Origin of the sequence: Brevibacterium sp. ZH18 (genome assembly GCF_022748595.1) — a bacterium.
Taxonomy (GTDB): domain Bacteria; phylum Actinomycetota; class Actinomycetes; order Actinomycetales; family Brevibacteriaceae; genus Brevibacterium.
This window is the reverse complement of the sequence record NZ_JALDSX010000016.1, coordinates 1-24,710: the sequence shown is the minus strand read 5'-3', so window position 1 is coordinate 24,710 and position 24,710 is coordinate 1. Positions and strand designations below refer to the sequence as shown.

The following is a 24,710-nucleotide window of genomic DNA, read 5'->3' as shown; positions in this document are numbered from 1 at the left end:
CGACAGGTGGGATGCCGGGTCGGATACGTCTGAAATGCAGGGCGCAATACCTCTGAGCTGGAGCGTCGAAAAACAGCCTGCAGACAATTAGTGAAAGTTTTCACAAAGGCCTAAGATGAGAATATGGCACTCATCAGAAACTCAAAATTGCGTCCTCGAATCCTCGTCGTTGGTGGCGGCTACCTTGGTCTCGTTACCGCACAGAATCTGCTGAAGAACCTCGGCCGTGGCGAAGCCACCGTGACCGTGGTCGACCCCAACCCCTACATGACCTACCTGCCCTTCCTCCCCGAGGTGGCAGCCGGGTCGATCGAACCGCGTCACGCTGTCGTGCCGCTGCGTCGCAACCTCTCCGGTGCAGAGGTCATCACCGCGAAGGTGACGTCGATCAACCACGCCGACAAGTTCGTCACCGTCGAGCCTGAGAACGACGAAGCATTCGAGCTCGACTACGACCACATCATCATGGCCTCCGGCTCGGTCGCCCGTGCGCTGCCGATCCCCGGTCTCAAGGAGAACGCGATCGCGCTCAAGCGCATCGAGGAAGCCGTCGCCCTGCGCGACCACCTCCTCTCGCGCCTGGCCGATGCCTCGCTGATGGAAGACGACGAAGAACGCCGCAAGGCTCTCACCTTCGTCTTCGTCGGCGGCGGGTTCGCCGGCATCGAACTCCTCACGGAACTCGAAGACGTCGTCCGCTCCGCAGTGGCTCAGTACGAGACGCTGACCGAAGCCGATGTCCGCTTCGTCCTCGTCGAGGCACTGGGTCGCGTCATGCCCGAGGTCGGCGAAGCCCAGGCTCGCTGGGTCGTCGAGCACATGCGTGAGCGTGGCATCGACGTCTACCTCGAGACGTTCCTCCAGGACTGCACCGACAAGCACGTCAAGCTCTCCAGCGGCGAAGAATTCGACGCTGACACCATCGTGTGGTCGGCAGGCGTCAAGGCCAACCCGCTCCTCGTCGACTCGGATCTGCCTCTCGATGAGCGCGGTCGCGTGACTGTTCGCGCTGACCTGCGCGTCGAAGGTGACGACGGTGTCGTCGAAGGCGCATGGGCCGCCGGCGACAATGCTGCGGTTCCCGACCTCTCCGGTGGCGGAGTCGGCGGCTACTGCGTGCCTAACGCACAGCACGCCGTTCGTCAGGCCCCGGTGCTGGCTGCCAACGTTCTCGCCGCGCTGCGCGGAGAGACCGAGTTCAAGCAGTACTTCCACAAGACCATCGGCTCGGTCGCTGGTCTCGGACTGTACAAGGGCGTCTCGCAGATGGGCGACTTCGAAGCCCGCGGACTCCTCGCCTGGCTCATGCACCGCGCCTACCACGGCTACGCGATCCCGACCCTTGACCGCAAGGTGAAGGTCTTCGGCAACTGGATCATCAACGCCGTTGTCGGTCGCGACGCCATGCCGCTGGCCGACCTCGATGTTCCCCGCAAGAACTTCGTCGAGGCCGCCAACTCGAAGCCGGCTCCGAAGAAGGAAGCCGCTAAGGCCTGATGCCTGAGTGAGGCTGGGCGCACCGATTGTCTCGGTGCAGACAGCCTGATGAGTTCGCAAGGAACGCCGGGAGTGCACTGCACTCCCGGCGTTCTCTCGTTTGCGGCCCCACTTGCCGCCCGCCGAGGTGGGGTGACCGTTGTCGTCGCGGGCGCCGTTGACGTGGGCTCCGCCTCGGCGAGGTTGTCAGTTCGCGACGGTGAACCGGGCGTCGATGTGCTGGGGATCGACGATCTCGTCGACCATGGCCACGACGAAGTCCTCCGCTGAGACCGAATCCCCGGCAGGGACGTCGCGCTCGGTCGAGTACTTTCCGGTCCGCTCACCCGGGGCGATCTCCGGTGCGGGGGAGATGAGCGTCCACGGGGACCAGTTGCCTGCACGCAGATTGTCGAGTGCGATCGAGGCGGTGTCCGATTCGGCCTTGTAGGCGGCCGGGAATCCTTCGGTGTCCTTGAGCTGGGTATCGCCGACGAGCAGCGATCCGGCACCGCCGACGAAGAAGACCCGCTTGTCGCCGCTGGCCTTCGCGAGCGTTTCGACGGCCTTGAGCCATTCGTCATGGGATCCGCCGGTGCGGCTGGGGCCTGTGGTCGAGACGATGACGTCGTGGTCGGCGACGATCTGGCGGTCGAAGTCCGCGTCTCCCATATCGCCCTTCAGGGACTGTGCTGCTCCGGGGACCTTGTCGCCGGAGCGGGTGATGGCGGTGACTTCGAGTCCGCGCTCAGCTGCTTCCTTGGTCAGGCGTGATCCGACCATGCCGGATGCTCCGAACAGTGCGATCTTCATAGTGGTTCCTCTCGTTGAATCGGATGTTGATTCAACAGTATCGTTTGGATACCGAGTACCTCAAGGATACTATTGGGGGATGAGTGTGAAAGTTTCCTGGGAAGGCGATGCCTTCGACCCCGAGTGCCCCACGCGAGTCGTCCTCGACCGTGTCGGGGATAAGTGGACGGTCCTCATTATCGAGATCCTCGATGGGGGACCGAAGCGATTCAGTGAAATCCGGACGGCCATCGGTGGGATCACTCCGAAGGTCCTCACCTCGACGCTGCGATCGTTGGTCGCTGACGGACTTGTCACCAGAGAGGTGTTCGCGGAAGTGCCTCCGCGGGTTGAGTATGCCCTGACTGACCTCGGCCGGTCGCTGCAGGGGCCCGTTGCGGCGCTGCGTCGATGGGCGGAGCTCAATGTTGCGGCCATTGAGGACAGTCGTGATCGTCAGCTGCTCAGCTCGTAATCGTGAGTCTTCTCGCCGATGACCTTGAGCGTGCCCGCGGCCAGGCTGTAGACGCTCTGCCATTGGGTCTGCGGCTGACGCACGTCGTCGAGGAGGCTGAAGGCGTCGTCGACGGAGATCTTGCCGCGCGAGGAATCGAGAGACTTGGCGCAGGTGGTGTAGCGGGAATGGACGCTGCGGGCGTCTTCGGCAGTCGAGGACATATGGAAGTTCTCGAGGCACATCCACGGCTGCCCTGAGGGTGGGCGAATGACGGCAAGCTTCCCGGCATCGAATTCGACGACTGCCTTGCCGCCCTTGCTGTCGGCGAGAAGGTAATGCAGTCCGGGGCCGCCGGAGAAGTCGATGTTGTAGCTGTCGAAGAGTTCGATCGCGTCGTCAACCGTGTCGGCGTGGTCGAGCACCATGCGCTGAATGCCGAGTCCGCCGATGTAGCTGCGACCGTCGACGACTTCCGCCCGGGCCGAGGCATCGGCGGCCAGCCCGATGAACACTCCGGCGTCGTTGATGCCGTCGAAGGAGTACGCCTGAGCTCGAGTCAGGCCACCTGCCTTCTTCTTGTCGTCGAGATCCGACTCCGATTCGACGCCCACATAGCGAAGATCCGTGACCGACACAGTCCTGCGCCCGTTGTCCAAAGTCGATTCCACCACCGAGGCGGGGCCCGGTTCCCAGTCGAAATTCCGGGCAACGAGCGGTGCCCCGTCAGCATCGGCTGCTGCGAAGAGAGTGCAGGCGAAGCCAGTGGGCTGAGCCGCCGCGTTCGTGTCGTTAGGCGAGCCCAGTTCAGCGGGCGCACCCTCCCATGTCAGGTGGTACATCGGGTGTCCGTCGAGGCGAGTGCAGGAGGCCAGGGTCGCTGCCGCCTGAGCGTCGGTCTGGGTGATCGACAGCGGCTGTGCGTGCTGAGCGGAGTCGGCACCGCCGGTGGTGGGAGAGGCATCGGAGGTTTCGGCTCCTCCGTCTCCTGACGCGCAACCGGCCAGCCCAAGGGCGGCTGAAGTGGTTCCTGCAACCAGCAGGCATCGTCGTGTGATGTCTGCGGTGGGCGTCGATTTGTCTGCCATGGTCCTTACCTGTCCGTGGACTGTTTGAGTCGCATGGCGGCGGTTCAGCACCGCCACGTTGCGGTTGGTGTGAATCCTACTCCTGCGGACTGTCGGCGACTCAGTTTTTCGGCGCGACTCCTTGGATCGGTTCGTCACCACGGCAATGGACAGATCAGCTGTTCAGCTCAGCTCCGCAACCACCTCGGCGAGTTCACGCAGTTCGCCGGCGATGCGGTACATCCGGGGTGAACCAGAGTGGACCCAGTTGTTCGTGATCATCGAAGCACTGGCGCCGTCGGTGGTCGCCGAGTACTCCGCGACGCTGACCTGCGCCGTCCTATCTGCGATGAGTCGCTCGCGCAGCTCGGAGGAGAGGTTCTCCCAATGATCGGCGGCTTCATAGCCGAGTTCATGCCAATCGGCTCCGGCTTCACGGTAGGCGACCGGGCGGTTGGCCAGCGCGGGCTTCGCGTCATGAGGGCGCGGATACTCGGTGGATGCGACGCGATTGTCTCCTGAGGCAGTGGCGCACGCGAAGAGCACAGCGGGTCCAACTGTGGCGCCGACGCGAGGATCGGTCTCGTCGTCGACGGGCAGGGGTGGTTCCTGCGCAGTGAGCAGCAGTGTGGTCATGTCACCATCTTGCCTGGGCCGTCGTCGGGATGCGAACCACACCGGCTTGCGGTCGCTGAGCTCTTGGCGACAGAAGAAGTCCCCCCACTGGGACTCGAACCCAGACTGAATCGATTTTAAGTCGACTGCCTCTGCCGATTGGGCTATGGGGGGATGACTGACGCTGACCGCGTGACATCGGCTCGCATGAGCGACGTGAGCGAAGAGCCGGGACTCCGCAGCGCCAGGAATCACTGTATAGCGTAATCCCTCCTGCCGCGATCTGAGACAGAACAGCGCCCTATTGGTGAGACGACTAGTCTCAAACTTATGTTCGAGCCCCCACCCAGCAGACAAGCCTGGGTGATCCTCGTCGTCGGTGTGCTGTCCCAGATGGCGGCTACGGTCGCGATCACCGGCCCCGCCTTCCTCATCCCGTATATGCATACGGACCTCGGATACTCCCTGACTCAAGCCGGCACTGTGGCAGCGGCTCCGAGCTTCGGCCTCATCGTCACCCTCATCGCCTGGGGCGCGTTCGCCGACCGCTTCGGCGAACGCCTCGCCATGACCCTGGGCATCGGGCTCACCGCGCTGATCTCTGCACTCGCGGTGCTCGTCGTCGGATCACCGATCTGGACCGTCATCGCCATCGCCGCCTCCGGTGCGGCTGCCGCCTCGGTGAACTCGGCCAGCGGGCGCGTGGTCATGGGATGGTTCCCTCGCTACAGGCGCGGCCTGGCAATGGGCATCCGTCAGATGTCACCGCCCTTGGGTACGAGCGTGGCCGCCCTGGCGATCCCGCCGATCGCCGCCGCGAACGGCCTCGTCGGCTACCTCTGGTTCGCAGCCATCGTCACCGGTGCGATGACGATCGTGTGCTTTGCCCTCGTCCGCAATCCTCCCGCCGCCGAGGTGGGGCCAGCCTCAGCCTCGGATGCTCAGCCGATCTCGGCTTCGGATCCCGACCCCGCGAGCTCGGCGGGGGAGGGGGAGCCTGCAACCACCTCGGCGGGGGGATCCCCTCTGCAGACCGCGCACGTGACGAACCCGTACCGTGCGGATTCGTTCCTGTGGCGTATCCACGCAGTTTCTGCACTGCTCGTCATCCCACAGTTCGCGTTCTCCACCTACGGTCTGATCTGGCTCATCGCCAACCAGCACATCAGCGCGGGCATCGCCGGCGGAATCGTCGCGGCTTCACAGATCGTGGGAGCGCTGGGACGGATGGTCGTCGGCGGGCTCTCGGACAGGTTAGGGTCCCGCGTCGGTCTGATGCGGATCGTGGCCATCGCCGCTGTCGTCCTCGTGGCCGCGATCGCGCTGATCTCGCTGACTCCGATGCCGGTCGTCGCCGCGGTCGTCTTCATCCTCGCCTCCACCGTGTCGGTGGCCGACAACGGTCTCGCCTTCGCCTCGGTGGCCGAGGCAGCGGGCCCGAAGTGGTCGGGCAAGGCTTTGGGCACACAGAACACGGGACAGTTCGTGATGTCGGCGATTCTGGGCCCAGGATTCGGCGCACTCATCACGGTCTTCGGATACCCGCTGTCGTTCGGCATCGTTGCCGTGGCACCGCTGCTCAGTCTCGGAATGCTTCCGAAGCGGGACATTGATCGCATAACCTGATGTTCACCTGGGCGCACTAGCCTGCATGTGAAACTGCAGACCTGCGCGCGAGTCGCCGTCTCTGCGCGAGTTGCGGCAGCCCCGAATGTCCGGGGTTCTGTTTCCTGTCCAGTCGGAAGTCGATGTGAAGGAGAGTTCGTGAACCACCTGCTCAAGGAGAACCTGCGCGAGTACATCGACAAGCTCCGGCTGGAGGGCTACACGGTCGAAGACAGCCACACCACGGATCCGCACCTCATCGATCCGATGGGCCGCGCCGTCGAAACGTGGCGCGAAGGCTATCCGTACCCCGAGCTCATGGACCGCGAGGAATACGAACTCGAGAAGTACCAGCTGCAGGTGGAGCTCCTGAAATTCCAGTACTGGGGACAGGACACGGACAGCAAACACGTGATCCTCTTCGAAGGACGTGACGCAGCCGGCAAGGGTGGCACGATCAAACGCTTCACCGAACATCTCAACCCCCGCGCGGCCCGCGTTGTGGCGCTGAACAAACCCTCGGACAAAGAAGCCGGTCAGTGGTATTTCCAGCGCTATATCGCGCACCTGCCCACGGACGGTGAGTTCGTCATGTTCGACCGCTCCTGGTACAACCGAGCCAACGTCGAACGCGTGATGGGCTTCTGCAGCGACGAGGAATACGAGATCTTCATGGAGCAGGCTCCGCTGTTCGAGAAGATGCTCATCGACTCGGGCATCCATGTCACGAAGTTCTGGTTCTCCGTCACCCAGCACGAACAGCGGACGCGGTTCGCGATCCGCCAGATCGACCCCGTGCGGCAGTGGAAGCTTTCGCCGATGGACCTCGAATCCTTGGGCCGGTGGGAGGATTACACCGCGGCGAAGGAAGAGATGTTCCGCCGCACGGACACCGACCACGCCCCGTGGATCACGATCAAGAGCAACGACAAGAAGCGCGCTCGGCTCAATGCCATCCGTTACTTCCTCAACCAGTTCGACTACGAGGGCAAGGACACAGAGGTCGTCTACGACCCCGATCCGCTCATCATCCGCCGCGGACGCGACGCCGTCGACGATTGAGGCTTCAGGTCGAGTCAGGCTCAGGTCGGCTGAGGCTCAGACCGACTGAGGCTCAGGCCCACTGACCGCGGACATAAGTGCGGCCGGGTGGAAGGGGAAAGACCACCCGGCCGAAACCGTGGAGCGAGGCGCGACCTCGCAGCTGTGTGCCCGGGCTCTGTTGTGCCCGGACCCTGTGTGTCCGAGCTCTGTGTGCCCGGACTCTGTGATGCCTGAGCTCAGGCCTCGCGCAGCGCCTTCCGGCGGGCGCGGCGCTTCTTGTGTCCGGCGAAGCTGAGGCAGAAGAGGACGATGGCGATGAGTAGGAAGAGCCCGCCGCCCGCGATGCCCGAGTCGACCCAGAACTGGGGTGGGAACAGTCGGATGAGCGAATCATCCGTGTAGAACTCCCACGTCCCGTTGGAGAAGAAGATCTTGTGGAAGCCGCGGAAGAAGCTGTCCCAGCCGAGGAACGCCAGCACCGCCGCAATGGCGATGACGATGACGCTGAGGATCGACCCGAGGCGCACACCCAGATTCATGCCGGGTCCGTGCCGGCGCGAGAGGTAGAGCGCGAAGAGGACGGCGCCGATGATGCCGATGATCGCGACCAGGTACAGCAGCGAGATGAGACTCTTGACGTCGGCCATGTGGTTGAGCTCTTCGGAGATGAAGACGGGCTCACCGTTGGGCATGACGACATCAGCGAGGTAGCGGCGCGAATCGAGGTTCGACAGGTAGTCGATGACGTAGGTGCCGTAATGCTCGCGCTCGGCACTGCCGAATCCGAACTGGTCGGCAGGGAATCCGGGGCGGAAGTACTCGAACTTGAGGAACAGCCCCGATGCGACGAAGCGCACGGCCAGAGCCAGCAGGATGAAAGGGGTGGCGAGTGTGATCCAGATGGTGCCGATGACGTCGAGGACGTTGCCTCGGTGCTCGGGGACCTCCGGCTCGTGAACGTCGGACGCGGTCGCAGCCTGCGTCACCGCGGCCCAGTCCGCTTCGCTCATCACCGAGGTGTGGGCGTTGGCTGGGACCTCACGGGTCCGGGACGTCGCGTGGGCGTTCGACCTGGTGGCCTCCGTCGGATTCGACGAATGCGCAGGTGCGACTCGCACCGGTCCGGTTGAGGGCCTCGGCTCGTCCTTGGCGATGGGATCCTTGATCGGATCGAACGCCTCGGTGTCGGTCGATGGGTCGTTTGCCGCCTCCAGCGGTGGATCCGTCTGCTTTTCGGCAGCACTACTGGATCCTGAACTCATCCGCCTGCTCAGGAGGTCTTCGGTCTCGTTCTTCTCGTCTCCAGCCACGTTTCCATTGTCAGTGACCCGGCCGAACAACCGGTGTAGGACACGCCACAGGCGCCCAGATCACCGAGGCGGCCCCGCAGTCACCGAGACGCCCAGATCACCGAGGCGGCCCCGCAGTCACCGACGTGCGTGGTCCCCGTCGGTCCGGTTCCTCTCACCCCAGCAGGGCGGCGACGATGACGAGGGCAGGTACGGCCAGGACTGTCGTGATGAATACGGCATCGCGCATCAGCGCTTCGGACTGTTTGTACTGCATCGAGTAGATGTAGACATTCTGTGCAGTCGGCAGGGTCGAGGTGACGACGATGGCGAACAGGGCGATGCCCTCATAGCCCAGCAGAGGTCCGCCGATGACCCAGGCGAGGACGGGCTGGACGATGAGTTTGGCGACGGTGATGAAGGTGAGCTGCTTGCGGGTCCCGCGTGCAGGAAGAGCCCATCCGTCCTTGAGCGAGATTCCGAAGGCCAGCAGCGCACCGGGAACCGCGATGGCACCGATCATGTCGATGGGTTCGAAGATGAAGCGGGGGAGTTCGAAACTCGTCGCGGAAGCGGCCACTCCGGCAGCAGCACCGAGGACGATGGGGTTCTTCAGGATCTGCAGAGGAGCCGAATACCAGTGCTGGTCGACCTTCTTCTTGCCGGCCGAGTCGAGGACGGCCATGCCGATCGGCGCGAGGATGAGCAGCTGGAAGAGCAGGACAGGTGCAACGTATCCGATGTCGTGGAGGACATAGGCGGCGATCGGGATGCCGAGGTTGCCGATGTTGACGTAGCTTGCGGACCAGGCGGAGAACAGTGCTTCACCTGTGCTGCGTCTTCGGACCCAACGGGTGAGGACGAACAGGATGATCGCGACGAGCAGAGCTGACCCGCCCGTTGCCAGCAGTGCCGTGTTGAAGATCAGCCCCAGATCGGTGTCCGCGACGGTGACATAGAGCAGCGCCGGGGTGCCGGCGTAGAAGACGAGCTTCGCGATGACCTGCTGGCCATGGGGCCCGAGGACATCGGAGCGTCCCAGGACGAACCCGACGAGAATGACTGCCGCAATGACGGCGAAACCTTCGAAAACGGCCAGCATGGGCTACCGGTGATCCTCGCTTCCTGGGCCAAGTGATGGTGGGGCGCTGAAATGAGCCGCCGAGGTGGGCCGCCGCAGGTGCTGAGCGGAGGTGCTCAGAGGACGGCGTTGAGCCGAGAGGCGATCAGGTTCAGTCGCTGCTGTCGGCCGAGTCGACGGCGAAGTGGGCCGCCAGGGCACTGGCACCGGCGACGGTGAAGACAGCGGGCCACGCGCCGATCTTCTTCGCCAGCGGGTGAGAGGCGCCGAATCCGCCGAGGTAGCCCAGTGTCAGAGCTGTCGCTGTCGGCCAGCCCTGCTTCTGAAACCACGTGCGCGCAGCATAGGCACCCGCCGCTGCGAGAACGACTCCGCCGAGGGGACGGATCCCGGTCTCCCGGGCGGTGAGGAATCCGCCGATGAGTCCGACGGCGACGATGGGGGCTGTGGAAACGTCCTGTGCATCCTTCATGGGGACCAGTTTAGAGAACGGGTGCCGTCGACGAGCAGGCGGTCTCACAACGAGGAACGCTGATTCGCGAAGCCCAAGGGTCCACAGCCCTCATCGTCATCGCAGGTGGAGTTCCGCGAGCAGAGGTGGGTCGGGTCAGCCGAGTGCGATCTTGAGGACCGAGGCGATCCCGAGGAGGGCGATGAGACACACCGAGCTGGTGAGGAACAGGACGGCCCACGGTGTGGGGCGGCCCCGTTCGGCACGGATGGACACCGCGCCGAGGCGGTACCGGCGCACCTGCAGAGCGATGGCCGAAATCGCCAGGCCCAGGCAGATGACGAAGATGACGACGGAGAGGAAACCGAACACGTTGACCCAGCGGATGAAGAGCAGACTCACGACCGTCATCGTCAGGCTCGTGCGCAGCCACGACTGAGTGGTGCGCTCTGGCTGCAGGCCCGGATCTTGGTGCGGTTGGGGCCGCGGGGGACGAGGGGGTCGCCGGGGATTCTGAGGGCGAGGAGTGCTCACAGCACTCCGGCGAAGACCAGAACGAGAAGCCCGGCACCCAGTGCCGAGGCGAGACTGACGATGGGAATGATGAGAGGCAGCGGCAGGGAGGTCTTGCGCCTCATCGCCGATTCGATCCGATGCCACCGGAACGCGGCGCCGGCGGCGAGGATGAAGCCGATGACCATGAGCACGATCGACAGGGTGGCACGCAGGCCGGGGGTGAAGATCGCCGAGGTGAAAGCCTCGACCGCGATTCCACCGCCGATGAACGCAAGAGACGTCCGAATCCACGACAGGAACGTGCGCTCGTTGGCAAGTGTGAAGCGGGGGTCGGGATCCTCGCCGTCGGGGAACATCCGCCGGGCGATCCTGCTGCGTGAGTCATCGGGGTCCACACTTCGAGGATAACGGTATTCGCCGCCGGGCGTGTGAGGCAGACTGGGACCATGATCGACGAAGCCGCGATGAAGGCCATCCTGGGCAACAACCTGCGAGCCTCGCGCAGGGATCTGCTGTGGAAACTCGACGGGCTGAGCGAAAAGCAGCTGCGCTCGCCGCAGACACCCACAGGCCTCAACCTGCTGGGAATCGTCAAGCACATGGCCGGCGTAGAGATCGGATACTTCGGAGATACCTTCGGCCGCCCGTGGCCGAACCACGACGAAGTCATCACCCTCGAGGAATTCGACAACGACCCGCAGGCCGACTGGTTTGCCACCGAGACCCAAACGTCGACGTCCATCGTCGACCTCTACCACCGGGTCTGGGACTTCGCGGACGAGACCTTCGCCTCCCTGCCTCTTGACGCCATCGGAGCCGTTCCGCATTGGCCCGCCGACAGGAACACGGTGACCCTGGCCCAGATGATGACCCACGTGCTCGTCGACCTCACCCGCCACCTCGGGCAGGCTGATGTCATCCGGGAGGCCATCGACGGTCAGGTCGGACTCAATGCGACCAACCCGAACATGCCCGAGGACCAGAACTGGGACGCCTACCTCGCCAAGCTGCGGCGACTGGCGGACAACGCCTGAGCCCACCAACGCCTGAGCCCACCACCGCCTCGGCGGGGGCAGACGCTAAGCTGGGACATGAAATGGCACATGAGAACCCAGCACATCCGACGCAGCATGCGCCCGAGCCGTCGACGGCGCGCTCGCAGCCCTCGAAGCGGCGGCACAAGAATCCGCGCGGCAAGACTTCAGGCGCCCACCACCGCGAGCGTCGGGCCCGTCTGAAAACCGCGCGCGAGGCACAGGACGTTCAGGTCACCTATCCGCCTGACCTGCCCGTCAGCGCGGCGAAGGACGAGATCGCCGCGGCGGTCCGCGACAACCAGGTCGTCATCATCGCTGGCGAGACCGGGTCGGGAAAGACCACCCAGCTGCCGAAGATCTGCCTTGAGCTGGGGCTCGGCGTCAACGGACTCATCGGCCACACTCAGCCGCGGCGCATCGCTGCCAGGACTGTGGCTGAGCGCATCGCTGACGAACTCGGCGAAGACCTCGGCGGGACCATCGGCTACCAGGTGCGCTTCACCGCGCAGGTCGCCGACTCGACCCGCGTGAAGGTCATGACCGACGGCATTCTGCTCTCCGAACTCTCCCGCGACAAGCTGCTGCGCGACTACGAAGTCATCATCATCGACGAGGCCCACGAACGCAGCCTCAACATCGACTTCCTCCTCGGCTATCTCAAAGAGGTCCTCGGCAAACGGCCGGACCTCAAGGTCATCATCACCTCGGCGACGATCGACCCGCAGTCCTTCTCAGCTCACTTCGACGATGCGCCGATCATCGAGGTCGAAGGCCGGACCTATCCCGTCGAGGTCCGCTACCGCCCGCTCGTCGACGACGAAGAGGACGACGACGTCGACGGTCCGGGGGAGTCCGGCAGCTTCGAGACCGGAGTCGAGGAGCAGACCGACGGCATCATCGCCGCCGTCGACGAACTCAGCAAGGAGGAGCCGGGTGACATCCTCGTCTTTCTCTCCGGCGAGCGCGAGATCCGCGACACCGCCGATGCCCTCGAAGATCATCTGCGCAGGCGCACCCGACTGAGCAGCTGGGAGGTCGTTCCGCTCTTCGCCCGCCTGTCCGCAGGGGAGCAGCAGAAGGTCTTCAAACCCCACTCGCGTCCGCGCATCGTCCTGGCCACGAACGTCGCCGAAACCTCACTGACGGTCCCCGGCATCAAATACGTCATCGACGTCGGCACGGCCCGCATCTCCCGGTATTCGAACCGCACCCGCGTCCAGCGCTTGCCCATCGAACGCATCTCCCAGGCGAGCGCCAACCAGCGCAAGGGCCGGTCGGGGCGCACCAGCGACGGCATCTGCATCCGTCTGTACTCGGAAGCCGACTTCGACTCCCGACCCGAATTCACCGATCCTGAGATCCTGCGGACGAACCTGGCCAGCGTCATCCTCCAGATGACCGACCTCGGGTTCGCCTCGAGTGACAAAGAGATCCTCGAGTTCCCGTTCCTCACTCCGCCCGAGGCCAAAGCTGTCCGCGACGGCCGCACACTCCTGGCCGAGCTCGGAGCTCTGACCAGTGACGCAGCCGGCACCACGACGATCACGCCGACCGGCCGACAGCTGTCCCTGCTCCCGGTCGATCCGCGTCTGGCGCGGATGATCATCGCCGGCGCCGAGGCGGGATGCGGGGGAGAGATCACCGTGATCGTCGCTGCTCTGTCCATTCAGGACCCGCGCGAACGTCCGACCGAGGTCAGGGCCGCAGCTGACGAGAAGCATGCCCGGTTCACCCATTCGGGAAGCGACTTCCTGTCCTACCTCAACCTGTGGAACTACCTTGATGATCAGCAGGCAGCGCTGACGAGTTCGAAGTTCCGCCGCCAGTGCAAGGCCGAGTTCCTCAACTTCGTGCGCATCCGCGAATGGCAGGACCTCGTCGGCCAGCTGCGCTCCCTGCTCGGGTCCGCCGGAATCCGCATCAACAAGTCCGTCTGGCGTCCCGCCGACGCTGAGACTGGTGCTGACGCGGCCCTCACCGAGGCGGGAAGAGGTGCCGGTAGGCGAGGCACAGGCTCATCGTCCGGAGGCCGGGGGTCGTCGCGTGGTGGTGAAGGTGCGAAGGCGAAGGGCTCGGGTGCCGCCGCGGCGCTGCCGACGTCGAACGGCAAGATCGGATTCGCTGAACTCAGCGCAGCCAAACGCAGCGCGAAGAAGAACGGCGTGGCCAACGATGAAGCCGCCTCGGGTCAGAGCGCTGCCAGCGCTCGACTCGATCCGCATGCAGCGGCCATCCACCGCGCACTGCTGGCCGGACTGCTGTCGATGATCGGCTCCCGGTCCGAGCGGAACAAGGATTACCAAGGTGCCCGCGGGACCCGCTTCGCGATCTTCCCCGGCTCCGGGCTGTTCAAGAAGAAGCCCGACTTCGTCATGGCCGCCGAACTCGTCGAAACCTCCAGGCTGTGGGCGCGCACAGTGGCCGCGATCGAACCCGACTGGGTTGTCGAAGCTGCCGGTGACCTCGTGAACAGGCAGTATTCGGACCCGCACTGGTCGACGAAGGCCGGCGGATCGATGGTCTACGAGAAGATCTCACTCTACGGCGTCACCCTCGTCAGCGACCGCCGTGTCGGCTATGGCACCTTCGACCAAGAAGCCGCCCGTGACATGTTCATCCGCAAAGGTCTCATCGAAGGTGACTGGCATGAGCGATTCGCCTTCCTCGAACACAATCAGGCGGTCATCGAAGAGGCCGAGGACCTTGCCTCCCGCACACGCAACAGACGTGTTCTCGATCAGGACGATGCGCTCTTCGAGTTCTTCGATGAGCGGGTGCCGTCCACCGTCACCTCGGCGGCGGACTTCCGCTCCTGGTGGAAGAAGCAGAAACGGCGCGACCCGCACATCCTCGACCTCACAACCTCGGTGCTGCTCAGCGATGACAGCGAGGAGCTGACCGCCTCGGTGGCCGACGATTTCCCGATGGAATGGGAACTGGGCGACGGAACGATGGCGAAGCTGCGGTACTCCTTCGACCCGGGCAGCACGGAGGACGGGGTGACCGTGGAACTGCCTGCAGCCTCGGTGCCGGTGGTCGATGCGGATGAGTTCTCCTGGCAGGTCCCCGGCCTGCGTGAAGAACTCGTCGCCGCCTATATCCGGTCGCTGCCGAAGAGCAAACGCCGTTACTTCGTGCCAGCCCCCGACGTCGCCCGCGACATCTTGCCCAACCTCACGCCGTACCGGGGCAGCCTGCCGGAGGTGCTCGCCGCCCATCTGAGCGAACGTGCCGGTGGGGGAGGCCTGCAGGATCTGGTGCCCATCACCGTGTCCGCCGCAGACTTCGACCGCGACCGGATCCCCGACCACCTGCGGATCCGCTTCCGCGTCATCGACGGGACCACGACCGTGGGCCTCGGCGAGGACCTGGCGAAGCTGACGACGAAGGCCAAGCCGCAGGTGCGCAAGGCCCGGCAGAAGCAGGTCGCATTCAGCACGAAGACCGGTCTGACCTCGTGGTCCTTCGGATCTCTTGCCGACCCGGACGAGGCAGACGCCGGTGCGATCCCCGGTCTTGCCGATCGGGGCACGAGCGTCGATTTCGTCGCCTTCGACACTGCGCTCCAAGCTCGACTGGCCACCCGCGAGGGGCTCATCACACTGCTGAGCCTGCGGGCGAACGAGGCGCTGAAGTACCTGCGCGACGGACTGACGACCGATGAGAAGCTCGTCCTTGCCGGACACCAGAAGACGTCGGAAGAGCTGCTCACCGCCCTGCTCAGAGTCGGTGTCCGCGGTGAGGTCGAATCCGCACTGGGACCGGCCGAAACGGCATGGGTGGCGGACACGCAGCAATTCGACCGCCTCGACAAGACCGTCCAGGCGGCACTGCCGGTCGCGTGTTCTGCTCTGCTGCAGTACCTGATGAAGGCTCTGCGCTCGACGACAGAGCTGGATCGGCTTGTGTCGAAGGCGTCGTCGCTGACGATCCTGTCCAACTTGGCCGATGTGCAGGCCTGGCGCGGCTCCCGGGTCTCCGGGCACGCGGTGGCGGCGATGACTCCGCAGATGCTTCGCGACCTGCCGCGCTGGGTCCGTGCTCACGTCCAGCGCGTCGATGGGATGCAGAATTCGCCGAGTCGGGACAAACAGCTCATGGACCGCGTCTCCGGCAGTGAGGATGAGGTGGCGAAGAAGGTCGCCAAGCGGTTCCCGGACCTGGCAAAGGCCGACTGGGCGACTCGGATCGCAGCGGTGCCCAGCATTTGGCGCGAGGTGATCGTCATGCTCGAGGAGCTGCGCGTCAGTCTCTATGCGAACTCATTGGGAACCGCCCACCCGGTGTCGGAGAAGCGGATCGCGAAGGCTCTCGCGCAGCTGTAGACCTCGATCTACAGGAAGTCGGCGAACAGCCACCAGATCGGCAGAGCTGCTGCGGCGAGGAAGGCGGCCACGGCCCACCAGATGCGCCATTTCCATGTCCGCCTGCGGGTGCCGATGAAGAGGAACGCGAGATAGAAGATGATGCTGAATGCGCCGGAGAGGCTGAGCAGCACCAGGCCGATGGCCTCCCACCCGGAGGTTCCGATGTCGAAGATGTACTTCGTCACCTGCGCAATCGAGATTGAGAACAAGATCGCATACACCAGGCAGGGGATTCCGAGCACCGCTGCGAGAATGAGCGGCAGGGCCTTGAGCCAACGTTCCCTGGGCTCCGAGCGGCCGGCATATTCAACAAATTCCTCAGTCATCGCCCACCAGCATAGAGGCAGAATCCGACAGGACGCTGGATGCGAAACACGATCTCAGACGACTGTGACTGACCGGACACGCGGCAGAGGGCAGAAGCGGGATAGGATATTTTGGTGACTTCTGGCCATTATTCTGACAAGGACATTCGAACCCAGGCGGCTCGCCGCCGCACGTTCGCTGTCATTTCGCACCCCGACGCGGGTAAATCAACGACCACCGAGGCGCTCGCCCTGCATGCGCGAGCAATCGGTCAGGCCGGAGCCACCCATGGAAAGGCCGGCCGCCGCGCGACCGTCTCTGACTGGATGAAGATGGAGCAAGACCGCGGGATCTCGATCTCTTCGGCGGCTCTGCAGTTCGAGTACCGGGATGCGGTGTTCAACCTCGTCGATACCCCCGGCCACGCCGACTTCTCCGAGGACACCTACCGCGTTCTCTCCGCAGTCGACTGCGCGGTCATGCTCATCGACGCGGCGAAGGGCCTTGAGGCTCAGACGATGAAGCTCTTCGAAGTCTGTGCCCACCGCAACATCCCCATCATCACCGTGGTCAACAAGTGGGACCGCCCCGGCCTCGACGCGCTTGAGCTCATGGACGAAGTTCAGGAGCGCACAGGACTCCTGCCCACCCCTCTGACGTGGCCCGTTGGACAGTCCGGAGACTTCCGCGGTGTGCTCGACCGTGTCACCGGCGACTACACGAAGTACGCGCGCACCGACGGCGGAGCGACCATCGCCGGTGAGGAGACCTTCAGTCCGGAGAAGGCTGCCGATCTCGAAGGCGATGCGTGGCAGACTGCTGTCGACGAGTCCGAGCTGCTCGAGATGGAGGACCAGAACCACGATCAGGAGACCTTCCTGGCAGGTAAGTCCACCCCGGTGATGTTCGCCTCCGCGGTACTCAACTTCGGCATCCACAAACTCCTCGACATGCTCGTCGATCTGGCTCCCGCCGCCGAAGCGCGCGAGGACAAGACCGGCGAGCCCCGTGACGTGGCCGACCCGTTCTCCGGCTTCGTCTTCAAGGTTCAGGCCGGCATGGATTCGAACCACCGTGACCGACTCGCCTACATCCGCGTCTGCTCCGGCGTCTTCGAACGTGGCTCCGTGCTCACCCATGCCGCAACCGGAAAACCCTTCGCCACGAAGTACGCGCAGCAGGTCTTCGGCCGCGACCGCGATGTCGTCGACGAGGCGTTCCCCGGAGACGTCGTCGGACTCGTCAACGCCAGTGCGCTGCGTGTGGGCGACTCGCTCTACCTCGACAAGAAGGTCGAGTTCCCGGGTATCCCGACGTTCTCGCCCGAGCACTTCATGGTCATCCGCGCCAAGGACTCCTCGAAGTACAAGCAGTTTCGCCGCGGCATCGAACAGCTCGACCACGAGGGCGTCATCCAGGTGCTTCGCTCGGACCTGCGCGGCGATCAGGCGCCGGTTCTCGGCGCGGTCGGACCGATGCAGTTCGAGGTCGCCGAGGATCGGATGATCAACGAATTCCATGCGCCGTGCGCGCTCGAGCGGCTCAACTTCTCACTGGCCCGACGGACCACGCCGGAATGCGTTCCGACTCTGGCCCGGGAACGTTCGGTTGAAGTCCTCAGCCGCTCCGATGGGGAACTGCTAGCGCTGTTCTCCGACAGGTGGCGTCTGCAGGGCGTGCAGAAGAACCACCCGGACTTGGTTCTGGAGCCGCTCGTCGTCAGCTGATGACGACACCGGGGCTCCCGGGCGACCGGGTCAGGCTCCCGGACGAGCGGGTCAGGCACCCGGACGGCCGGGCAGCAGTGCCATCGTTCACATGCCTCGCCGTTTTGACGAGGATATTAAGATGAATAGTTGGGTCTGATCGAAATGCAGACCCCGTCAGGAATATCTGAGGTTCGAAACCCCTTGAATCCTCAGGAGACCTGACACTCAGGGAAACCTGAAACGACAAAGGAGAAATCACAGACGTGGGAACGAAAACGATTCGAGTCGCGATTGCCGGATTGGGCAACTGCGCCTCTTCCCTGATCCAAGGTGTTGAGTATTACCGGGATGCGGCCCCAGGAACAAAGGTTCCGGGACTCATGCACGTTGAGTTCGGGGAGTATCACGTCGGTGATATCGAATTCGTCACTGCCTTCGATGTCGACGGCAAGAAGGTCGGAACCGACATCGCCGAGGCGATCACGGCCAGTGAGAACAACACGATCAAACTCGCCGATGTGCCGCCGACAGGCGTCGAGGTCAAGCGCGGCCCGACCCTGGATGGGCTGGGGGAGTACTACCGCGAGACGATCGTCGAATCCGACGTCGAACCCGTTGATGTGGCTCAGGCACTGCGCGACGCGAAGGCCGATGTGCTCGTCTGCTACCTGCCCGTCGGTTCACAGCAGGCCGTCGAATACTACGCCCAGGCCGCAATCGACGCGAAGGTCGCCTTCGTCAATGCCCTGCCGGTCTTCATCGCAGGCACGAAGGAATGGGACGACAAGTTCCGGGCGGCCGGCGTGCCGATCGTCGGCGACGACATAAAGAGCCAGCTCGGTGCGACCATCACCCACCGTGTGATGGCCAAGCTCTTCGAAGACCGCGGTGTCGTCCTCGACCGGACCTACCAGCTCAACGTCGGCGGCAACATGGACTTCAAGAACATGCTCGAGCGCAAGCGTCTCGAGTCGAAGAAGATCTCGAAGACGCAGGCCGTGACGTCGAATACGACTGCCGATCTGCCCGCGCGCAACGTCCACATCGGACCCAGCGACTACGTCGAGTGGCTCGACGATCGCAAGTGGGCATTCGTCCGTCTCGAAGGTCGCAACTTCGGCGATGCACCCGTATCCCTTGAGTACAAGCTCGAAGTCTGGGACTCCCCGAACTCGGCCGGAGTCATCATCGACGCTGTGCGCGCCGCGAAGATCGGTCTCGACCGTGGAATCGGCGGCGCCTTGATCTCGGCGTCCTCCTACTTCATGAAGTCGCCCCCTGAGCAGCAGGACGACGACGCCGGTCACGAGGCCGTCGAGGCCTTCATCCGCGGAGACGTCGAGCGCTGACTCAGGAGTCAGACAATCGCTGACGATGCCGGTCGCACATCATGTGCGGCCGGCATCGTGCATTCCGGAGCGGGTCGTATGCTCACGCGGTCATTCCCACTCGGCGGGCCTGATCGCCTCGACTGATGCCGGTGCCGATCCAGAATATGAGATCCTCTCGCCGCAACACCTGTTGTCGATAAAACTAGAACCTTGCTGACGTGAGCTGTGCCATATTTCGTGGACGCCACCAACGTGCCGGTCCGATCGATCGGCGTGCTGAATGACCGAGGAGCATCGATGTCGCGCAATGCCGCTGCCACCGACAACACGACCACCCAAACGAATGAACTCAGCGGGCTCATGCGCCTGCTGGTCATCATCGAGAAGGCGGGCAACAGACTTCCGCATCCGTTCTGGCTGTTCCTCTCGCTGGCTGTTGTGGTCATGGTGCTCTCAGCCATCTTCTCTGCGACCGGACTGAGCGCAGTCAATCCGGCCACCGATAAGACGGTGACGGTGACCAATCTCTTCAGCACGGAATCACTGCGTGCGATCGTCGCCGGAGCCACGGACAACTTCGTCACGTTCCCCGCGCTCGGCCTGGTGCTCATCGTCCTCCTCGGCGTTGCCGTGGCTGAGCAGTCCGGGCTCATCCCGGCGATGCTGCGCGGCACCATCGCCGGGGCCTCTCCGAAGTGGATCACGTTCATCGTCGCCCTGGCCGGCACCGCCTCGTCGATCGCCTCGGATGCCTCCTACATGATCATGATTCCGCTGGGCGGACTCGCGTTCAAAGCGGTGGGACGCAATCCGCTGCTCGGCTGCCTCGTCGCCTACGCCGCCACCTCCGGCGGCTACTCTGCCGCGCCCATGGTCAACTCGCTCGACACCATCCTCGGCGGACTCTCCACCACGGCCGCTCAGATCATCGACCCGGACTACGTGGTCAGCCCCGTTGCGAATTTCTACTTCAACTTCGTGTCGATGTTCGTCGTCGCTGCTGCCGTGACCATCATGACCGAGTTGGTGCTGTCGAAGCGCGCAGACATGATCGAACTCGACGAACCGGATGAGAACGACCCGGACAACTTCGACGTGAAGATGGCGCTGGACTCCAACGAGAAGCGCGGCATGGTCATCGCCGTGGCCTCCATCATCGCGTGTGCTGCCCTCCTGTTCCTCCTCGCCTGGCCGAAGGATTCCTTCCTGCGTGACGAGGCCGGCAGCTTCGGTCCTGAATCGGGACTGATGGGCGGCATTGCGGCCATCATCGGGTTCGGCTTCTTCATCGTCGGCATCGTCTACGGATACGCCACCGGATCGATCAAGAAGACCTCGGATATTCCGGACATGATGGGCAAGGGACTCCTTCCCTTCGTCCCGGTCATCGTGCTCTTCTTCGCTGCCAGCCAGTTCCTTGCACTGTTCAAGATGTCGAGCCTCGGTGAGATCCTTGCGATCCGCGGTGCCGAGTTCTTCGGCTCGCTCAACACCGGGACCCTCGTCATCCTCCTCGGCGGGTGGGTGCTCGTGGCGCTCGGTGCGCTGTTCCTCACCTCGGGATCGGGATTGTGGACCCTCATGGCACCGGTCCTCGTGCCGATGTTCATGCTCCTGTCGATCTCACCCGAGACCACTCAGGCCCTCTACCGCATCGGCGATTCGACGACGAACATCATCTCCCCGATGAGCCCGTATTTCGTCGTCGTGCTCGGCTTCATCCAGCGGTATAAGCGCGACGCGGGCATCGGCACAGTGCTGTCGTTCACCATCCCTCTCTCGTTCGCGATGTTCATCTTGTGGGGACTGCTGTTCTTCGTCTGGTGGGCTACAGGAATCCCGTGGGGTCCAGGTGCTGCTACGAGCTACCACATGGGCTGAGGCTGACGGGGAATAGTGCGGCGCTGCTCAGGCGTTACGATCACGTAACGCTCGTTCTCAGCAGGCCTCGCCCTCAGTCAGTATCCAGGGCAGACCACTACACTGGAACCGTGAATAGACCCCCGCGCGACGTTTTGCCGTGGCGGGCAACCTACTCAGATCGAAAGGATCTCGACCGTGAGTAACCCTATGATGAAGCGGACTCTCAATGAGGGAGTCCAGGCCGGCCGTAACAAGGGCCCGGTCATGTCCGACCAGGAACTGAACAACCTGTTCAACCAGCCTGCCGCGCAGAACCGCAACACAGGTCGCCCGGTCGCTGACCGCGCCATGACCTATGACGATGTGATGATGAAGACCGGTGTGCTCTTCGCCATTCTTCTCGCCGCTGCCGTCGTCGGCTGGTTCGTTCCGCCCTTGGCTTTCCCCGCAATGCTCATCGCGTTGGTCCTCGGCTTGGTCAACGCCTTCAAGAAGGAACCGAGCAAGGCCCTGATCATCGGGTATGCCGCTTTCGAAGGTGTGTTCCTCGGCGGTATCTCCGCGCTGTTCGAATCGCAGTTCTCGGGCATCGTCGTCCAGGCTGTGCTCGCCACGCTCTGCGTCTTCGGCGTGATGCTCGCCCTCTTCAAGTTCAAGGGCGTGCGCTACGGCTCGAAGATGAAGAAGTTCATGTTCATCGCCGTCGGCGGCTACGCGATCTTCTCGCTCATCAACTTCGGCATCGCCATGTTCACCGGCACCGGTGGGGCGCGAGCTGTCGAGATCAACATCATGGGCATCTCGATGCCCTTGGGCGTCATCATCGGCATCGTCGCCACAGTGCTTGCTGCCATGACCTTGATTATGGACTTCCAGATGATCGAGCAGGGCGTGAAGCAGCAGATCCCGGAGAAGTACTCCTGGATGTGCGCATTCTCCCTCATGGTCACTCTCGTGTGGCTCTACATCGAAATTCTGCGCCTCCTCTCCTACTTCAGGAACTAGTCCCAGTCCGGGACACAGACGCAGCAGTTCATACGCATCTGAAGGGGCGGATCTCGATCACGGGATCCGCCCCTTCTGCATGTCGCGGGCGAGATCGTCCCACCTGCTGCAAGTGGATCCGTTCTCAGCTGCACGGATCTGCCATCTCACCTGCAGGTCGGTCATTGCTCCTGGTCGCGCTCTTCTCTATTGTCAAAGGTGTCGGCGCGAAGCGACCGACGCAGATGCGAATGAGGGAGATTCAATGTCGAATCAGCACCGGATGCACGGAGTCTTCGCCGTGCCCACAACGCCGTACAACGCGGACGGAACACAGAACCTTGAGCAGTTGGCTGCCGGGGTTGAGCACGCCCTCGACACCGGCATCGGCGGAATCCTCTGTCTGGGAGCGACAGGTGAGGCGCTGGCTCTGAGCCGAGACGAACGCGAGTCGCAGGTCCGCGCAGTGGTCGAGGCGGCCGCCGGCCGAGCCCCCGTCGTCGTCGGCTGCATGGCCTACGCGCCCGCAGAGATGTCCGAACTCATCGCCGAAGCCGCAGCATTGGGTGCCGACGCCGCGATGATCACCCCTCCCTTCTACGGTGGTCTGCCGCCGGAGGCAGCAATTGCCGCGCTGCGGATCGTGATGGCCGCGTCGGAACTGCCGGTGATGGTCTACAACAATCCGCATTCGACAGGGACCGACCTGCAGCCGTCCCACCTCGTCGAGCTGCTCGACACGGGAAGCTTCTGGAGCGTCAAGGAGACGTCGGGAGCAGCCACCCGGGTTCGGGAGCTGCGGGCGGCACTCGGTGACGAGGTCGAAGTGTTCATCGGCGCCGATGGCATCGCCTTGGAAGGATTCTCCCAAGGCGCCAGCGGGTGGGTGGCGGCCTCGGCCTGGCTGCTGCCTGAGCAGTGCCAGCGTCTGTGGGATCTGTCCCGCGACGGCCGGTGGGGTGAGGCAATCGAACTGTGGAAGGGCCTCGGTGCGGCTTTGGGTCAGATCGAGGACAACCCGGCCTTCATCTCTCTCATCAAAGCCGCACTCAGTCGTCGAGGTGCCGAACAGGGGCCGGTGCGCCCGCCGCTGCCGAGCGTCGACACCGAATCAGTCGACGCGCTGCTGAGCACGATCGACGGGATCGAAGGAAGGGCCCTCCATGTCTGAGTCGGGAAACACGGCACTCCAGCAGCTGCTCGAGGGCGATCGAGGACTCCACATCGGCGGACGGCGGACCACCGGAGCAGGTCCCGGAGTGCAGCTGCGATCACCGGCAAGCGGTGAGGTGCTCGGCACGCTTTCGGAGGCGACAGCCGACCAAGTGGACCAGGCTGTGCACGCAGCGCGCCAGGCCTTCACCTCAGGGCCATGGGCGCAAGACGCCGACCACCGGGCTGCGGTCCTGCGCCGTCTCGCGGAGTTGGTCGCGGAGAACACCGAAGAGATCGCTTATCTCGACGCGGTCGAGGCGGGCAAAGTCTTCGCCGGAAGCCGCGACGAAGACGTACCGGACTTCGTCGACAACCTGCGCTTCTTCGCTGATCTCATCTCCAGAGATGAAGGACGCTTCCTCCAGAACGGGAACGGCTGGGGATGGGTGAAGAAGATCCCCATCGGTGTCGTCGGTGCGGTCCTCCCGTGGAACTACCCGATCGCCATGCTCGGTTGGAAGGTCGCTCCTGCGCTGGCCGCAGGCAATTCGATGGTGATCAAGCCATCCGAGGAATCCACACTCAGCGCACTCTGGTTCGCTGAACTGGCCGCGGCCGCAGGAGTCCCCTCCGGCGTCGTCAACGTGCTCACCGGCACAGGTAGGACCGTCGGGCGAGCACTGGGCCTGCACCCGGACGTCGACGCCCTGACCTTCACAGGCTCAGGACCGGTCGGCCGGTCGTTCCTCGAATCCTCCGCGAAGTCGAACCTCAAGAAGGTGTCGCTCGAACTCGGCGGTCGCGCCGGATACATCGTCGACGTCGACTACGCCAGCGACTTCGCAGCGATTGCCGCAGACGTGGTGGGAGCGGCCTTCGGCACCAGCGGACAGAACTGCACAGCCTCGTCGCGGGTGATCGTCGTCGGCGACGATGAGGAGCGCTTCCAGCAGTTCCGGGATGCCCTTGTGGCAGCGACCGCGAAGCTCGCACTCGGCGACCCGCTGAGCGAAGGCACAGATGTGGGGCCGGTCATCACTGCGGCGTCCCGCGACCGCATCACCACATGGGTTGACGAAGCTGTGGGCAAGGGAGCCACCGTCATCAATGATCCCGCTCAGGTGCCTGAAGCGGGCAATTGGTACCCGCCGACCATCGTGGAGGGCGTTCCGACCGACAGCGAACTGGGCCGCGGCGAGATCTTCGGGCCCGTCACGTCCCTGCTGAGAGTTTCTTCCCGGGACGAGGCCGTGCGTGCCATCAACGACGACCAGTACGGTCTTGCGTCGACGGTGTGGTGTGAGGACCTGGCGATGGCCAAGTGGTGGTCGGATCGCATCCGGGTCGGGACTCTGGCCATCAACGGCTACAGCGAGGGGACCGTGGCCACTCCGTTCGGCGGTCTGCGCCAGTCCGGGTTCTGGGGCCGCGACAATGGTCCGGAAGCACTGGAGTCCTACCAGGAATCGATGACCGTCTGGGTATCCGGCAGCTGAATCGGTGCCGCGGCAGCTGCGCCCGCGCGGCGACTATGATTGAGCCATGACCAACACAGCGGCGGACCTCGA

Annotated in this window: 21 protein-coding genes and 1 tRNA gene; 12 read left to right on the top strand and 10 right to left on the bottom strand. The window is 63.9% G+C overall.

Going from position 1 to position 24,710, the window contains the following annotated elements:
- Window positions 1-123 precede the first annotated feature (123 nt).
- The gene (locus MPN20_RS08075; RefSeq protein WP_242781009.1) at window positions 124-1,497 is read left to right on the top strand and encodes an NAD(P)/FAD-dependent oxidoreductase; all 1,374 of its coding nucleotides are present in this window, start codon (window positions 124-126) and stop codon (window positions 1,495-1,497) included.
- Window positions 1,498-1,683: 186 nt separating this feature from the next.
- Here MPN20_RS08075 and MPN20_RS08070 read toward each other — a convergent pair whose 3' ends face one another.
- Entirely contained in the window at window positions 1,684-2,289 is a 606-nt protein-coding gene (locus MPN20_RS08070; RefSeq protein WP_242781004.1) for an NAD(P)H-binding protein, read from the bottom strand.
- A gap of 79 nt (window positions 2,290-2,368) precedes the next feature.
- Here MPN20_RS08070 and MPN20_RS08065 point away from each other — a divergent pair, with 79 nt between their 5' ends.
- Entirely contained in the window at window positions 2,369-2,743 is a 375-nt protein-coding gene (locus MPN20_RS08065) for a helix-turn-helix domain-containing protein (protein ID WP_242781002.1), read from the top strand.
- Here MPN20_RS08065 and MPN20_RS08060 read toward each other — a convergent pair.
- The 3 genes from MPN20_RS08060 to MPN20_RS08050 form a co-directional block, all read right to left on the bottom strand.
- A complete protein-coding gene (locus MPN20_RS08060; protein ID WP_242781000.1) occupies window positions 2,725-3,810 on the bottom strand; it encodes a carcinine hydrolase/isopenicillin-N N-acyltransferase family protein in 1,086 nt (361 codons plus the stop codon). The two genes, MPN20_RS08065 and MPN20_RS08060, sit on opposite strands and share 19 nt — an antisense overlap.
- 162 nt (window positions 3,811-3,972) lie before the next feature.
- Window positions 3,973-4,425 carry a hypothetical protein gene (locus MPN20_RS08055; RefSeq protein ID WP_242780998.1) on the bottom strand — a complete coding sequence of 151 codons (453 nt, stop codon included), beginning with the start codon at window positions 4,423-4,425 and terminating at the stop codon, window positions 3,973-3,975.
- 79 nt (window positions 4,426-4,504) lie between these two features.
- Window positions 4,505-4,578, bottom strand: a tRNA-Leu gene (locus tag MPN20_RS08050).
- Window positions 4,579-4,677: 99 nt separating this feature from the next.
- Between MPN20_RS08050 and MPN20_RS08045 the strand changes: the two genes are divergently transcribed.
- On the top strand, window positions 4,678-6,030 hold the full coding sequence (locus tag MPN20_RS08045) for an MFS transporter (protein ID WP_278189757.1): 1,353 nt from the start codon (window positions 4,678-4,680) through the stop codon (window positions 6,028-6,030).
- Window positions 6,031-6,168: 138 nt separating this feature from the next.
- On the top strand, window positions 6,169-7,071 hold the full coding sequence (gene ppk2 / locus MPN20_RS08040) for a polyphosphate kinase 2 (RefSeq protein WP_242780992.1): 903 nt from the start codon (window positions 6,169-6,171) through the stop codon (window positions 7,069-7,071).
- 218 nt (window positions 7,072-7,289) lie between these two features.
- On the opposite strand, the gene MPN20_RS08035 is transcribed toward ppk2, so the two are convergent.
- The 5 genes from MPN20_RS08035 to MPN20_RS08015 form a co-directional block, all read right to left on the bottom strand.
- Complete coding sequence (locus tag MPN20_RS08035) at window positions 7,290-8,363, bottom strand: TIGR01906 family membrane protein (RefSeq protein ID WP_242780987.1); 1,074 nt, start codon at window positions 8,361-8,363, stop codon at window positions 7,290-7,292.
- 154 nt (window positions 8,364-8,517) lie between these two features.
- Window positions 8,518-9,444 (bottom strand): AEC family transporter, encoded by a 927-nt coding sequence (locus MPN20_RS08030; RefSeq protein ID WP_242780985.1) that lies wholly within the window; start codon window positions 9,442-9,444, stop codon window positions 8,518-8,520.
- A 130-nt stretch (window positions 9,445-9,574) separates the two neighbouring features.
- Entirely contained in the window at window positions 9,575-9,895 is a 321-nt protein-coding gene (locus MPN20_RS08025; RefSeq protein ID WP_242780984.1) for a hypothetical protein, read from the bottom strand.
- Window positions 9,896-10,030: 135 nt separating this feature from the next.
- Window positions 10,031-10,408, bottom strand: a complete 378-nt coding sequence (locus MPN20_RS08020; protein WP_347566809.1) for a DUF202 domain-containing protein — start codon at window positions 10,406-10,408, stop codon at window positions 10,031-10,033.
- Entirely contained in the window at window positions 10,405-10,746 is a 342-nt protein-coding gene (locus MPN20_RS08015; protein ID WP_242781068.1) for a DUF202 domain-containing protein, read from the bottom strand. The genes MPN20_RS08020 and MPN20_RS08015 overlap by 4 nt, the downstream gene beginning before the upstream one ends.
- A gap of 90 nt (window positions 10,747-10,836) precedes the next feature.
- Between MPN20_RS08015 and MPN20_RS08010 the strand changes: the two genes are divergently transcribed.
- Together MPN20_RS08010 and hrpA are read left to right on the top strand one after the other, a co-directional pair.
- Complete coding sequence (locus MPN20_RS08010; RefSeq protein WP_242780982.1) at window positions 10,837-11,424, top strand: DinB family protein; 588 nt, start codon at window positions 10,837-10,839, stop codon at window positions 11,422-11,424.
- Window positions 11,425-11,486: 62 nt separating this feature from the next.
- The gene (gene hrpA / locus MPN20_RS08005) at window positions 11,487-15,752 is read left to right on the top strand and encodes an ATP-dependent RNA helicase HrpA (RefSeq protein ID WP_242780981.1); all 4,266 of its coding nucleotides are present in this window, start codon (window positions 11,487-11,489) and stop codon (window positions 15,750-15,752) included.
- An 8-nt stretch (window positions 15,753-15,760) separates the two neighbouring features.
- Here the strand turns inward: hrpA and MPN20_RS08000 are convergent, their stop codons facing one another.
- The gene (locus MPN20_RS08000; RefSeq protein ID WP_242780980.1) at window positions 15,761-16,120 is read right to left on the bottom strand and encodes a hypothetical protein; all 360 of its coding nucleotides are present in this window, start codon (window positions 16,118-16,120) and stop codon (window positions 15,761-15,763) included.
- A gap of 114 nt (window positions 16,121-16,234) precedes the next feature.
- Here MPN20_RS08000 and MPN20_RS07995 point away from each other — a divergent pair, with 114 nt between their 5' ends.
- The 6 genes from MPN20_RS07995 to MPN20_RS07970 all read left to right on the top strand — a co-directional run bounded on the left by MPN20_RS07995 (window position 16,235) and on the right by MPN20_RS07970 (window position 24,638).
- Window positions 16,235-17,827 carry a peptide chain release factor 3 gene (locus MPN20_RS07995; RefSeq protein ID WP_242780979.1) on the top strand — a complete coding sequence of 531 codons (1,593 nt, stop codon included), beginning with the start codon at window positions 16,235-16,237 and terminating at the stop codon, window positions 17,825-17,827.
- A 245-nt stretch (window positions 17,828-18,072) separates the two neighbouring features.
- Complete coding sequence (locus MPN20_RS07990) at window positions 18,073-19,158, top strand: inositol-3-phosphate synthase (RefSeq protein ID WP_242780978.1); 1,086 nt, start codon at window positions 18,073-18,075, stop codon at window positions 19,156-19,158.
- 279 nt (window positions 19,159-19,437) lie between these two features.
- Window positions 19,438-21,021: an AbgT family transporter gene (locus tag MPN20_RS07985; RefSeq protein ID WP_242780977.1), complete on the top strand. Its 1,584-nt coding sequence runs from the start codon at window positions 19,438-19,440 to the stop codon at window positions 21,019-21,021.
- 189 nt (window positions 21,022-21,210) lie between these two features.
- Entirely contained in the window at window positions 21,211-22,008 is a 798-nt protein-coding gene (locus MPN20_RS07980; RefSeq protein WP_242781066.1) for a Bax inhibitor-1/YccA family protein, read from the top strand.
- Between the two features lie 244 nt (window positions 22,009-22,252).
- Window positions 22,253-23,158 carry a dihydrodipicolinate synthase family protein gene (locus MPN20_RS07975; RefSeq protein ID WP_242780976.1) on the top strand — a complete coding sequence of 302 codons (906 nt, stop codon included), beginning with the start codon at window positions 22,253-22,255 and terminating at the stop codon, window positions 23,156-23,158.
- The gene (locus MPN20_RS07970) at window positions 23,151-24,638 is read left to right on the top strand and encodes an aldehyde dehydrogenase family protein (RefSeq protein WP_242780975.1); all 1,488 of its coding nucleotides are present in this window, start codon (window positions 23,151-23,153) and stop codon (window positions 24,636-24,638) included. Before MPN20_RS07975 ends, MPN20_RS07970 begins: the two co-directional genes overlap by 8 nt.
- The last annotated feature ends 72 nt before the right edge of the window (window positions 24,639-24,710 follow it).